Below are 12,309 nucleotides of genomic sequence, written 5' to 3' on the forward strand. Positions count from 1 at the left end.
GCAGGGCGATGACCGCGCTTTTGACCGAACAGCAATGGGCTGCGGCGCGCGCGGCCGCGATGGCCGCGATCCCGGCTGAGGTGCAGGCGGCAGGTCTGCCTGCGGTGCTGCTGCCCTATCAGGCGCGCGCGGTGAAGCTGCTCGACAGTGCTTGCCCCGTGCTCTTCGTGGAAAAGTCGCGCCGGATCGGTCTGACCTGGGGGCTTGCCGCCTATGCGGTGCTGCGCGCCGGTCGGCAGAAATCGGCGGGCGGGATGGATGTGATGTACATCTCCTATTCCCGCGAAATGACCCGCGAGTTTATCGACGCCTGTGCGATGTGGGCGCAGGCGTTTGACAGCGCGGCGACTGCCGCTGAAGAGACGCTGTTTGACCAGGGCGATGGCGACAAGGCGATCAATGCCTTCCGCATCAAGTTTGCCTCCGGCTTTGAGATCATGGCGCTGTCGTCTGCCCCGCGTGGTCTGCGCGGCAAGCAGGGCGTGATCATCATCGACGAGGCGGCGTTCGTCGACAGTCTGAAGGAACTGCTGAAGGCGGCACTGGCCTTCCTGATGTGGGGCGGTCAGGTGATTGTCTGCTCGACGCATGACGGCGTCGACAATGAGTTCAACGCCCAGATCCAGGACATCCTGGGCGAGAAGTCGAAGTTCGCCCATATCCGCATCGACTTTGATCAGGCGCTGACCGAGGGGCTCTATCAGCGGATTTGTCTGGTGACCGGCAAGACCTGGTCGCCCGAGGCGGAGGCGGCATGGCGGCAAGACATCATCGACTTTTATGGCGATGGCGCGGACGAGGAATTGTTCTGCATCCCCTCGATGTCATCAGGCTCTTGGCTGACAGCACCGCTGATTGAGGCGCGGATGACGGTGCAGACGCCAGTGCTGCGGCTGGAACTGCCTAGCGACTATATGTTCCGCACGCATCTGGAACAGGCGTCTCTGATGGCCCCGTTCATGGAAGAGCTGCGCGCGCAGCTGGCAGCCCTAGATCTGACACCGCAGTTTGCCTTCGGCTTCGACTTCGCCCGTGTGGCCGACCTCACAGCCGGGTCTTTAATGGCCATTGAACAGCGGCTTAAACGCCGCGAGGTTCTGGCGTTCGAGCTGCGCAATGTGCCGGGTGTTGAGCAAAAGCTGATCGTCCGCACCATCTTCCAACGCATCAAGTCCCGCCTGATCGGGGCAGGCTTTGACGCCACCGGCATGGGCTGGACCGTGGCCGAGGACATGGGCCGTGAGTTTGGTCTGCGCGAAGATCCCGAAGGGGCGGGCATCGTCATCGCGGTCAAGTTCACCGAGGAATGGTACCGCCTCAACATGCCGCCCTTGAAGGTGGCGTTTGAAGACGATGCCATCGCGCTGATTGCCGATGCGGAACACCTGGCCGATTTGCGTGCCATCAAGATCGTGCGCGGCATTGCCCGCGTGCCCGCCCTGCGCGAAGGCACCACCGGCAAGAAGCGCCACGGCGACCATGCCATTGCGGTGGCGCTGGCGCATTGGGCGAGCCGGATGCGGTTTGTCGAATACGGCTATCAGGCGGTGTCGCGTCCCGGCAGCGGCGGGGGTGAAGGCTTTGGCATGCAACCCGATGAAGACGACTCTGGTGGCTGGTATCGCGCGCCGCTTGGCGCTGGCCTGAGAGGGGGCATCTGATGAAATCACCCGTGTTGCTGGACGCCTACGGCCGCCCGTTTGCGCGCCAAGCGCTGACCCAAGAGGTGGCAGCCGCGACCGTGGGCGGCGTGCGCAGCCCGATCTCGGGTTATCCCGGTGATGGGCTGAACCCGGTGCGGCTGGCCAACATTCTGCGCGAGGCCGATGTCGGCGATCCGATCCGCTATCTCGAGCTGGCCGAGACCATTGAAGAGCGCGATCTGCATTATCAGGGCGTGCTCGGCACCCGCCGCCGTGCAGTCAGTCAGATCGAAGTGAAGGTCGACGCGGCATCGGATGCCCCAGAGCATGAGAAGCACGCCCAGATGATCCGCGACTGGTTGCAGCGCGATGAGTTGCAAGAGGAGATGTTCGATATCCTCGACGCGGTCGGCAAAGGCTACAGCTTTACCGAAGTCACTTATGATCATTCCGAAGGGCAATATTCGCCGCGCCTGCAGCGTCGCGATCAGCGCTGGTTCCGCTTTGACCGCCGTGATCTCGCAACCCCAATGCTGCTGACGGAAAACGGCCAGGAGGAACCACTGACCCCCGGCAAGTTCATCTTCGCCCGCATGCGCGCAAAATCGGGTCTGCCAATCCGCAGCGGCGTGGCGCGGGGGGCGGCATGGGCGTGGATGTTCAAAGCCTTCAGCCAGCGCGATTGGGCGATCTTCAGCCAGACCTATGGCCAGCCGGTGCGGGTCGGCAAGTTTGGCCCCGGTGCGTCCGAGCAAGACAAGGCGACGCTGTTCCGGGCGGTGGCGAATATCGCGGGCGATTGTGCGGCGATCATCCCCGAGAGCATGTCGATCGACTTCATCGAGAGCGGCAATGTCGGCTCGGGGCACGCGATGTATAAAGAGCGCTGCGACTGGCTTGATATGCAGGTCTCCAAAGCGGTACTGGGCCAGACCGCGACGACGGATGCCGTGACTGGCGGCTTGGGCTCGGGTGCCGAGCATGGCGATGTGCGCAAAGACATCAAGCGCGCCGATGCCCGCGCACTTGCGGCCACGCTGAACCGCGATCTGATCCCGATCTGGGTGCAGATGGAATTTGGCCCGCAAGCGGCCTATCCGCGTCTGCGCATCGAGGAGCCGGAAGAGGAAGACCTGAAAGCGCTCGCCGATGCGCTGGGTCCGCTGATTGATCGCGGCCTTGAGGTCGAACAGGCGACGGTTCTGTCGCGGTTTGGCCTGCCGGAACCCAAAAAAGGTGCCAAATTGCTCCGACCGCAGGGCGCGGGTGCGAATGCCATCGACCCCACCGATCCGAATTCAGAGATTAAACGGAATCTAGACGTTATTAAACGGGTTGAGCCTCGTTCACCGCCTAGGCCCGCCCTGCAAACGGAAGGCCTCTCTACGGCCAAAAAACCGGGGGGTTCTGCGGAGGACAAATTGACCGACCGGATGCTGGTTGAGACCGCAGCGCCGATGGAGGCGATCTTGGCCAAGATCGAGGTGATGATGGCAGCGGCGGGATCGCTGGAAGAGCTGCAGCTGATGCTCGCCGAAGGCTTTGCGGACATTGATGTGACGGATCTTGCGGCAGTGCTGGGCAGGGGGCTGATGGCCGCACATGCAGGCGGTCGGGTTGCGGTGCATGAGGACAGCGCGTGACGGGCGTGCTCGCCAGTTTCGGCAAGCCTTTCGATTATCAGGTTGCGGCCTTCCGGCTGCGTTTGGGCAATCTGGTGCCAAGCCGGACTTGGGATGAGATTGCCGGGGCAGAGCATGATCGCGGCTTCATGGTGGCGGGCGCAATCCGGGCTGACATTCTGGCGGACCTTGCGGCTGCCATCGACAAGGCGATCTCCCAAGGCACAACGCTGGAGGAGTTCCGGCGCGACTTCCGTTCAATCGTCGCGGCGAAGGGTTGGCAGATATCGCTGGCAGGGCAGGGCACCAAGGGCGGTGAGGCGTGGCGCACCCGTGTGATTTACCGCACCAACATGGCCACCAGTTACGCGGCGGGGCGGATGGCGCAGCTGGTCAAAGCGGGTTTTGCATTCTGGGTGTATCGGCACGGTGCATCTGTCGAGCCGCGCGAACAGCACTTGGCATGGGATGGGCTGGTGCTGGAGCCCGATCATCCGTTTTGGGCAACGCATGCGCCGCCGAATGGTTGGGGCTGCAGCTGCTACATTGTCGGTGCCCGCAATCCCGGTTCCGCCAAGCGGGTGGGCGGCAGGCCCGAGATGAAACTGCCAGATGGTTGGCAGGCGATTGATAAGAAGACCGGCGTGCAGATCGGCATCGACAAGGGCTGGGATCATGCCCCGGGTGCATCGGTTGCCCAGCTCGTGGCGCAGATGGTGCCAAAGCTGGCCGCCTTGCCGCCGAAGCCTTCGGTGGATCTTATTCAAAGCTGGCTGAGGCTGGACGGTTTTGCGAACTGGATGCGCGCCCCAACGGGTCTTTGGCCGGTGGCGCGACTTCCCGAAGCTGCGGCGGAAGCCATCAAGGCAAAGACCACCGTCGCCAGCCTTTCGCCGGAAACCGTCGCCAAGCAAATGCGCGCGCATCCTGAGCTTGCGGCGCTGGATTACCTGATGATCCAGCGCACGGTCGATGCCGCCACGATCCGGGTGCAGGACAGCCCAAACTCGATGATCTTTGTTTTAGAAGACCCAGAGGCGCCAGGATATGTGCTGGTGGTGAAAGCAACGCTCTCGGGCAACGGGCTGTTTGTGACCAGCTTCCTGCGTCTGAGTTCTGATCAGGTCAAGCGCGATGAAACAATCCGGCGCTTGCTCAAAAAGCAGACGGCATGATGCAGACGGCAGGGCCCCCCAATCCGGTTTCCCGGCAACCCTGCATGGCACTCCGATCCTGAGATCGTGTTACGGCCGGGGGAATATCACCGCGTCACGCCTGCAAGGAGAATGTAGCCATGTTCACCATTGAACTCAAGGATGACCAAATCACGGCGGCGCTCGCCCGCGCCCTTGCGCAGCAGGACGATCTTTCTCCTCTGACGGATCAGATCGGCGAGATCTTGGTCGTATCGGTGAAAGATCGCTTTAAGGCCGGGGAGTCGCCGGACGGTGTGAAATGGGCTGCAAAGTCTCCGGTCACGCTGGCGGCTTACGGCGCGCGCAAATCCAACCGGATTGATGCCCGCCCACTCTTTGGCCCTTCGGGTATGCTGAATGCGCAGATATTTGCGGAAACCTCGTCCGATGGCGTGTTGGTCGGCTCGGGGCGGGTCCAAGCGGCCATGATGCAGTTTGGTGGCGCCAAGGCGGCGTTTCCGCATCTGTGGGGCAATATTCCCGCGCGGCCGTTCTTGGGGTTCTCGGATCAGGACCGCGTGAACATCCTGGGCGAGGCGGAGGATTGGTTAATGGAAGCCTTCAGTCAGCCTTGAGCGATCGATGGACGCCATCCAGGTGTGAATTTCGCGGAATATTGGCTTTTGCCGCGGAAAGCTGCCGTGTGCGATCAAGCGAAAGCACTACTAACAATCGACCGTAATGCGCACAAAGCGACCTTCGGCTGCTCCTACTCCGCTAGCCGTTTTCCTGCATTTTGCGACAGTTTACTTAGTTGGCACTTATGTCTACTGATCGTTGATCGATAGGGCGTTGACTTTCGGTTCTCTATGAAGCGAGCATAACGGCAAAAGAATTTGTCTTAGGGTGCTGAATGGAATTGATGTTAGGTGCGATAAACGGAAATTATCTACGAAACATAACTGAAAACGCGGCTCAAGATACAGAAGAGGTTCTTGCTGCCGTGGCTTACGCGACAGACAATTCGCTTTTGTTCGATTGGTGCTTCAATCATGATATCCCATTGAAATTCTATGGACGACTTGATGCTCAAGTGGCGGTCGACACCAATGTATTGTTAAAGTTCCTGAACCGGAAATCGGCAAAGTTCATCTGCAAGCTGGTCGAGAAACATCATGCAAAGGTGATCTGGTGGCGTGGATATGGGCTATATGTTGGTTCGGCAAACCTGACCGATAGTGCATGGAACCGAAACGTTGAAGCGGGATTCTTCTTTCGAGAAAGTGATATTGACGACAAGCTGGCGAATGACATCCTTCTTATGTTCTCGGTACTCAACGAAAATTCGACACCTCTGACCCAAGAACTGTATGATCTGATGAAGAAGCGCCAAAGTGAATTGGCGAGAAACCAGCCAGACGATAAAGACTTCTGGGCCAATTCTAGTATCAAGAAATGGTCGGGGCTTTCCACCACGTCACCAAGGAAAGCCAGAGATGCAAACCGAGACCGGTTCCTTGAGGAGTGGTACGGCACTTTGCAAATCCTTAGAAATATCAGCGGCCAGGTAAGTCAGAAAGAAAACAAACCTTCTTGGATTTCTGAAGATGCTCCGTCAGGTGCGCAGGCCGACCAATTCTTACATGCCTTCTACTACCAAAAGACCTTTGATGGCCGCAAAGCAAGGTATGTGGACTTCTACGAGCAAAACAAATTTAACCCAGATAAAGCTCAGAATGATGCGCTTAAATGGTGGGCTGGTTTGAAGACTGCTCCGCAGGGTGAGGATGTAATGCTGAATACAACATCTCCGTTTCTGAGAGATGCTCTGAGCCAACAGCGATTGGAGAAAATGGGGAAAGATGAGTTTGAAAAGGTCTGCTTATCTGTCCACTCGATCTGGGATTATGCCCGCCGCGTAAGAAACACCTCCGTCGGGCTTCAGTCAGCAGGGAAAGCATACACTATCCCTGAAAAGGTGAAGGCACTTTCCAACACAATCTGGAACTTTAGGACTGAAAGCGGTCTGAACGTCAAAGAGGTTCTCTCTTTCATTTTTTATGGTGGGGACATGAACAAATTACCTGACCGCCTATGGCTAGCGATCGATGATCCGCGATACAAAATTGAAGGCCTTGGGATTAGTGCCCTCGGTGAGATGGTCGGTTGGGCTTTGCCAGATCATTACCCGCCTAGAAATGGACGAACCTCGAAAGCTCTGAAAGCTCTTGGTCATGATGTGACTATCCATGTCGAGTAGGCACTTCAACTAACGGGGATATCGGTTTCTCAGTTGCCCACCGGGCTGGCGTTCGCCCATTACGGCAGTCTGCGCGGTTTGCAGCATCCACCACTCTGTGCTCAAAGCCGCCTTCTCCGACACGCCCCGAGAAACTAATGGCACTGGTCAAACCTCACGACAAGCTTTGACCAACTGGCCTGCCGCCGCTCCCTACACACCGTTGTAGGTTATTCGGTTTTGCCGCCGCCGCCATAGTTGCGGCATGACAAAAGCCATCTCACACCCCCTTGTCGCGCTAGCTGCGGCCATTGATCTTCCCGATAGCGCGGATGCGCCGGAATGGGTGCATTTGCTGCCCGCAGCGATGGGCGAAATCCAGACTTATGACCAGCGTGGCCCATATAAGGTGGCAGATCTGGCGGCGGTGATCGCAGCCTCGATGCACTCCGAACGCGGCATGCCGATTGACGAAAACCACGCGACCGATCTGTCGGCAGCGGTGGGCGGGGCTGCCCCGGCGCGCGGTTGGATCACCGAACTGCAAGCCCGCGCAGATGGGCTCTGGGGCCGCGTCCGCTGGACCAATGCAGGCAAGGAGTTGATGTCCGACCGCGCCTATCGCGGCCTGTCGCCGGTGTTCAACCACACCGCCGACAACGTCATCACGCGGGTGCTGCGCGCCTCGCTGACCAACAAGCCCAATTTGAAGGGCCTCACATCTCTTAACACGGAGAATTCCACCATGAACCTGGCAGCCATTGCCAAGGCCACTGGCCTTGGTGAAGACGCGACCGAGGATGCGATCCTCACCGCCATCGGCAAAATGAAAGCTCCCGGCGATGCCCCGGCGCTGCAAACCGCCATGGCCGAAATCGGCGTGGCCCTTGGCGTGCAGGGCAATGATCCAGTCACGATCCTTGCGGCGGCGAAGGCGGCAAAGACCACCGATGGCAGCATCACGGCGCTGCAGACCGAATTGACCAAGGTCACCGGCCAGCTCACTGTGTTGCAAACTGAGGGCGCAACCGCAAAGGCGGCGGCCTTTGTCGATGGCGAGATCGCCAAGGGTCGGCAGTGCGTGAAGCCGTTGCGCGATCACTACATCGCCATGCACGTCCAAGACGCGGCGCGGGTCGAGAAAGAGATCAGCGCGTTCACTCTGCTTGGACCCACCGGCCAAGTGCATACGCAGCCGCCCGGCGCTGATGCCGAGCTGACCGCGCTGAATGCCGAACAGCTGCAGGTCGCTGATCAGCTGGGCATTCCGCATGACAAGTTCCTCGCCTCACTGCAGGCCGATGCCAAGAAGGGTGCACGCTGATGACCGCCTTGAACGAAAACCGTTCCACCAAACAGATGGCCGCTGGCGACCGCAGCGGCATGCTGGGGGCAAACCAAGCCATCTTCGCGGGCGCGCTGTTGATGCGCAACGCATCTGGCCATCTGATCAAAGGAGCCACCGCCACCGGCTCGTTTGGTGCAGGCCGCGCCGAAGCGTCGGGTGTCAGCACCACGGCGGGCGTGACGCCGCAGCCCTTCCGCGAGGGGGTGTTTCAGTACGCCAACTCCGCAGCCGGCGATCTGATCGCCACCGCCGACATCGGCACGATTTGCTACATCGTCGATGATCAGACGGTGGCCAAAACCAGCGCCACGAACACCCGCTCGCCCGCAGGCACCGTTGTGGATGTGGACGCCAATGGCGTCTGGGTCCGCCTCGACGAAGCCCTCACCCGCGCCCAGCTTTCGTAAGGATCACAGACATGCTGATTACCGCTTCCACTCTTCAGGCTCTGCGCGTCGGTTTCTCGACCGAGTACCAGAATGCCTTCGACGCCGTGCCCAAACTCAAGGACCGCGTCGCCAAAACCGTCAAGTCCTCGACCGCTTTGAACACTTACGGCTGGATGAAAGGCCTGACCGGCCTGCGCGAATGGCTCGGGCCCCGTCAGATCGACAACCTGACCGAAGCGTCCTACACGCTGTTGAACAAGCACTTCGAGAAGACCATCGCGGTCAACCGCAACATGATCGAAGACGACAATCTCGGCATGTACTCGGACGGCTTCACCATGATGGGGGACGGTGCGGCCCGTCTGCCCGAGGAACTGGTCTGGGGTCTTCTGAAGGCAGGCTTTGCGACCAACTGCTGGGATGGCCAGTATTTCTTTGACACCGACCATCCGGTGATGTTGGCCGATGGCTCGATGTCGACCTATGCCAACACCGATGGCGGTGCTGGCACGCCGTGGTTCCTGATGTGCACCAACCGGCCGCTGAAGCCGATCATCTACCAAGAGCGCAAAGCTCCTGCCTTCACCGCCAAGGATAACGACAAGGACGACAACGTCTTTGAGCGCAACGAATATGTCTACGGCGTCGATATGCGCTGCAACGTCGGCTACGGCCTGCCGCAGCTGGCTTGGGGCTCCAAGCAGACCTTGAACCCTGCGAACTACGCCATCGCCCGCGCCGCTGTGCAGGGCATGAAGGCGGACGGTGGCGGCCCGTTGGGCCTGGTGCCGAACCTGTTGGTGGTTCCACCCGCGATGGAAAGTGCGGGTCGCAAACTCTTGAACTCCGAATACGGCACCGCAGGCGAGACCAACGAATGGAAGGGCACGGCCGAGCTGCTGGTCGTGCCGTGGTTGGCCTGAGGCCGAACTTGATTTGACCCCATCGGTTTTATCAGAGGGGGCGGTCAGTCCCGCCCTCTTCATCAAGCCGAAAAGCCAATAGGAGCACCCCGTGGCCAAAGCAAAACCCGAGACCGATCTGGAAAAACTGGGCATTGCCGAACAGGCTGCGGGTGCTGAAGGCAATGCTGCGGGCGAGACCATCACCGGCGAAGGAACCGGGCAAGCGCTGCCTGAAATCGTCGCCACCGAAGTCCTGGACATGCTGAAAGGCCCGACCATCGTGGTCAAAGGCCCGGCCAAAGGGCGCTGGCGCATCGGGCGGCACTTCACCTCCGAGCCGACCTCCATCCCGGCGCGTGCGTTGAACGAGGCCCAATGGCATGCCCTGAACGGTGACCCCGAATTGCTCGTCACCGTCGTCGATCCGCCCGACTGAAACCCGCGTCGTGTTCCCCTTTGCGGGGTAGGGCAGTGGCAGCCCGCTTGGTTCATACCCAAGAGGTCGCAGGTTCAAGTCCTGCCCCCGCAACCAGTTTCCCCCGATCCCAGAGGCCCCGATGACCTATGCGACCCAAGCCAATCTGACCGAGCGCTTTGGCGAAGCGATGCTGGTCAATTTGACCGACCGTGCGGCTGTAGCAACGGGCCAGATTGATCCATCCGTGATTGCGCGGGCGCTGACCGATGCCGACGCCCTTATCGATGGCAAGTTGGGCACCCGCTATATCCTGCCGCTGGCAACGGTCCCGCCGCTGGTGATCGACATCGCGATGAAGTTGGCGATCTACAGCCTGCACATCACCGAGCCCGATAAGAAAATCACCAAGGACTATGACGACGCGTTGAAACTGCTTGCTGAAATCGGCTCGGGCGCGGTGCGCATTCCAGCTGCAGGTATCGAGCCCGCCTCTTCCGGCGCATCGGGCGTCATGACAACAGACCGCGCGCGCCCTTTCACGGAAGAAACCATGAAGGGCTTCATCTGATGTCGGATGTGGATCTGATCATTGCCCGGCTGAAGGCCCGCGTGCCGGATCTGGGTGGGCGGGTTGCGGGAGCCGCCGAATTCGCGGCGCTGGCGGCTACTGGCAAGCGTCCGCAGGTGACGCCTGCCGCGCATGTCATTCCCACCGGCATCGCTGGAAAACCGATGCAGCCGCAGGTCGGGCTTTACGTCCAGAAGATCGAGCGTCTGTTCTCGGTCATCCTGAGCCTGCGCGCGGCGGATGTCTCGGCCTCGCGCAGCCTCACGCCCGCCGCCGATATGATCGAGGCGATCATCGCTGCCATGGCGGGGTGGGAATTGGGCAGCCGCATCGGCGTGATGATGTTTCAACGCTGCAACCTGGTCGATGCCAGCCAAGGTGCTTTGGCCTACGAGCTTTCCTTTTCCCTCTCTGACCAACTGAGGATCAACCCATCATGAAATCGCCCAAAACCGCCACCCAAGTTGCCGCACTCGAAGCTCCGGCGATGCCGATCCCGCCACATGGAGGCAGCTTTGTGCTGAATGAAGAGGCCAACACCCTCACGCATGTCCCGCTGCCGGTGGCAGAGCCAGACACCGTTGAAGAGGGCGTTAAACCCCCCATTAAACTAGATTCCGAGGAGGCAGAATAATGGCCGATCGTTACACCCGCCGCTCTGCCATTCTTGCCCGCCCTGAGGCGGTTTATGGCACTGCCGAGGTGGCTTTCGTGGCCACCGATGGCATCCTGCTTGCGGCCCCGCCGAGCTTTGTGATTGAGCCTGACAACGTGCCGCGCAATCTGGTGACCCCGTGGATGGGCAATTCCGAGGAACTGCCCGCCACCCGTCGCGCCAAGCTGAACTTCAAGGTCGAACTGGTCGGATCGGGTGTGGCGGGCACACCGCCCGCATGGGGCAAACTCCTGCGTGGCTGCGGCTTTGCTGAGACCATCGTCGCGGCAAACCGCGTCGAGTATGCCTTCATCAACTCGGGCTTCGAGGGGCTGACCTTCCGGTTCTTCCGTGACGGGGTGCGCTATCTCACCCGTGGCGCGCGCGGTACCGTCAAACTGGACCTCTCCGCTTACGCCATTCCGACGGCAGACTTCGAATTCTGGGGCTTTGATGTCCAGGCGCTGAGTTCGGCTTTGCCCGCCATCGATCTTACGGCCTTCCAAACCCCGCAGGTCGTCACGACCGAAAACTCTGGCGATATCTTGCTGGGGCCTACCTTGACTGCAGGTGCGATTGCAGGCGGCACCTCGCTCGCCTCGAAAGGCATCATGTGGGACATGGGCGGCAAACTGGCCCACCGCAAACTTCTGGGCGGCGAGAAGATCGCCATCACGGATCGCGCGGTCAGTGGCCAGATGACGGTCGATCTGTTGGATACCGAAGAGATCACCTGGCGCACCGATATCAACGCCGTGTCGCTGACCTCTCTCGGCTTCAACCACGGCAACGCGGCGGGCAAGCGTATTGGCGTCTTTGCGCCGCGCGTTCAGCGCACCAACCCGCAGGCGGTGGATGACGACGGCGCGATCATGATCAGCACCGATTTGCGCGCCTTGCCGGGGGTCACCGGCGCGCCTGAACTCACCATCATCGCACGGTGAGGGACATGGAAAAGACTGACGATCTGGCCGCGTTCTTTCCCGAAATCCGCAGGGAGACCATCGCGGGCAAGACGCTCCCGATCCCGAACCTGAAAGTCCGCCAGCTTTCGGCCTTTGGCAAAGCCTCTGAGCCGTTCATGCCGCTGGTTGTCGCCGCCGATTATATGTCGGTGCTGACCCACCATACCGAAGCTGCCTGTCAGGCGGTGTCGATCGTCACCGGCGCGGACGTGGCATGGCTGATGGATCTTGATCCTGACGAGATGCTGCGGCTGATCTCGGCGGTCTACGAGGTGAACTTTGATTTTTTCGCCCGTCGCCTGTTGCCGGAACGCGCGGCAGCGGGCGAGCGACTGATGGCGCTGATGATCAACTTGGCTGGGGCGAAGCCTTCGCTTGGCTCGTCCGACGCGGACACCACCTCGCCGAGCTTGGAGAGCTG

Annotated in this window: 14 protein-coding genes and 1 tRNA gene; all 15 read left to right on the forward strand. The window is 60.3% G+C overall.

Annotation, left to right across the window (positions count from 1 at the left end; genetic code table 11):
* The first annotated feature begins 8 nt into the window (after positions 1-8).
* Positions 9-1,661 carry a hypothetical protein gene (locus tag AKV04_RS10735; protein WP_054006430.1) on the forward strand — a complete coding sequence of 551 codons (1,653 nt, stop codon included), beginning with the start codon at positions 9-11 and terminating at the stop codon, positions 1,659-1,661.
* Complete coding sequence (locus AKV04_RS10740) at positions 1,661-3,286, forward strand: DUF935 domain-containing protein (protein WP_235815605.1); 1,626 nt, start codon at positions 1,661-1,663, stop codon at positions 3,284-3,286. The genes AKV04_RS10735 and AKV04_RS10740 overlap by 1 nt, the downstream gene beginning before the upstream one ends.
* A complete protein-coding gene (locus AKV04_RS10745; RefSeq protein WP_054006432.1) occupies positions 3,283-4,440 on the forward strand; it encodes a phage head morphogenesis protein in 1,158 nt (385 codons plus the stop codon). The genes AKV04_RS10740 and AKV04_RS10745 overlap by 4 nt, the downstream gene beginning before the upstream one ends.
* Before the next feature lie 119 nt (positions 4,441-4,559).
* Positions 4,560-5,036, forward strand: a complete 477-nt coding sequence (locus AKV04_RS10750; protein WP_054006433.1) for a phage virion morphogenesis protein — start codon at positions 4,560-4,562, stop codon at positions 5,034-5,036.
* A 278-nt stretch (positions 5,037-5,314) separates the two neighbouring features.
* Entirely contained in the window at positions 5,315-6,661 is a 1,347-nt protein-coding gene (locus AKV04_RS10755; protein ID WP_054006434.1) for a phospholipase D family protein, read from the forward strand.
* A gap of 244 nt (positions 6,662-6,905) precedes the next feature.
* Complete coding sequence (locus AKV04_RS10760; protein WP_054006435.1) at positions 6,906-7,964, forward strand: phage protease; 1,059 nt, start codon at positions 6,906-6,908, stop codon at positions 7,962-7,964.
* Entirely contained in the window at positions 7,964-8,395 is a 432-nt protein-coding gene (locus AKV04_RS10765; RefSeq protein WP_054006436.1) for a hypothetical protein, read from the forward strand. The genes AKV04_RS10760 and AKV04_RS10765 overlap by 1 nt, the downstream gene beginning before the upstream one ends.
* 11 nt (positions 8,396-8,406) lie before the next feature.
* Entirely contained in the window at positions 8,407-9,300 is an 894-nt protein-coding gene (locus AKV04_RS10770; RefSeq protein WP_054006437.1) for a Mu-like prophage major head subunit gpT family protein, read from the forward strand.
* Between the two features lie 91 nt (positions 9,301-9,391).
* Positions 9,392-9,718 carry a hypothetical protein gene (locus AKV04_RS10775; RefSeq protein WP_054006438.1) on the forward strand — a complete coding sequence of 109 codons (327 nt, stop codon included), beginning with the start codon at positions 9,392-9,394 and terminating at the stop codon, positions 9,716-9,718.
* 21 nt (positions 9,719-9,739) lie between these two features.
* Positions 9,740-9,814, forward strand: a tRNA-Met gene (locus AKV04_RS10780).
* Between the two features lie 25 nt (positions 9,815-9,839).
* A complete protein-coding gene (locus tag AKV04_RS10785; RefSeq protein ID WP_054006439.1) occupies positions 9,840-10,268 on the forward strand; it encodes a gp436 family protein in 429 nt (142 codons plus the stop codon).
* Positions 10,268-10,708, forward strand: a complete 441-nt coding sequence (locus AKV04_RS10790; RefSeq protein ID WP_054006440.1) for a phage tail terminator protein — start codon at positions 10,268-10,270, stop codon at positions 10,706-10,708. Before AKV04_RS10785 ends, AKV04_RS10790 begins: the two co-directional genes overlap by 1 nt.
* A complete protein-coding gene (locus AKV04_RS10795; protein WP_054006441.1) occupies positions 10,705-10,902 on the forward strand; it encodes a hypothetical protein in 198 nt (65 codons plus the stop codon). Before AKV04_RS10790 ends, AKV04_RS10795 begins: the two co-directional genes overlap by 4 nt.
* Positions 10,902-11,867 (forward strand): phage tail tube protein, encoded by a 966-nt coding sequence (locus AKV04_RS10800; protein WP_054006442.1) that lies wholly within the window; start codon positions 10,902-10,904, stop codon positions 11,865-11,867. The genes AKV04_RS10795 and AKV04_RS10800 overlap by 1 nt, the downstream gene beginning before the upstream one ends.
* A 5-nt stretch (positions 11,868-11,872) precedes the next feature.
* On the forward strand, positions 11,873-12,309 hold a 437-nt coding region (locus AKV04_RS10805), incomplete at its 3' end, for a hypothetical protein (RefSeq protein WP_054006443.1).

Origin of the sequence: Cypionkella psychrotolerans (assembly GCF_001294535.1) — a bacterium.
In the GTDB taxonomy this organism is placed as follows: domain Bacteria; phylum Pseudomonadota; class Alphaproteobacteria; order Rhodobacterales; family Rhodobacteraceae; genus Cypionkella; species Cypionkella psychrotolerans.

What these genes read in the sequence shown, in the direction of transcription:
- AKV04_RS10770 (WP_054006437.1), top strand. Translation starts at nt 8,407, where the DNA reads ATGCTGATTACCGCTTCCACTCTTCAGGCTCTGCGCGTCGGTTTCTCG.
- AKV04_RS10785 (WP_054006439.1), top strand. Translation starts at nt 9,840, where the DNA reads ATGACCTATGCGACCCAAGCCAATCTGACCGAGCGCTTTGGCGAAGCG.
- AKV04_RS10795 (WP_054006441.1), top strand. Translation starts at nt 10,705, where the DNA reads ATGAAATCGCCCAAAACCGCCACCCAAGTTGCCGCACTCGAAGCTCCG.
- AKV04_RS10765 (WP_054006436.1), top strand. Translation starts at nt 7,964, where the DNA reads ATGACCGCCTTGAACGAAAACCGTTCCACCAAACAGATGGCCGCTGGC.
- AKV04_RS10760 (WP_054006435.1), top strand. Translation starts at nt 6,906, where the DNA reads ATGACAAAAGCCATCTCACACCCCCTTGTCGCGCTAGCTGCGGCCATT.
- AKV04_RS10755 (WP_054006434.1), top strand. Translation starts at nt 5,315, where the DNA reads ATGGAATTGATGTTAGGTGCGATAAACGGAAATTATCTACGAAACATA.
- AKV04_RS10790 (WP_054006440.1), top strand. Translation starts at nt 10,268, where the DNA reads ATGTCGGATGTGGATCTGATCATTGCCCGGCTGAAGGCCCGCGTGCCG.
- AKV04_RS10735 (WP_054006430.1), top strand. Translation starts at nt 9, where the DNA reads ATGACCGCGCTTTTGACCGAACAGCAATGGGCTGCGGCGCGCGCGGCC.
- AKV04_RS10800 (WP_054006442.1), top strand. Translation starts at nt 10,902, where the DNA reads ATGGCCGATCGTTACACCCGCCGCTCTGCCATTCTTGCCCGCCCTGAG.
- AKV04_RS10740 (WP_235815605.1), top strand. Translation starts at nt 1,661, where the DNA reads ATGAAATCACCCGTGTTGCTGGACGCCTACGGCCGCCCGTTTGCGCGC.
- AKV04_RS10750 (WP_054006433.1), top strand. Translation starts at nt 4,560, where the DNA reads ATGTTCACCATTGAACTCAAGGATGACCAAATCACGGCGGCGCTCGCC.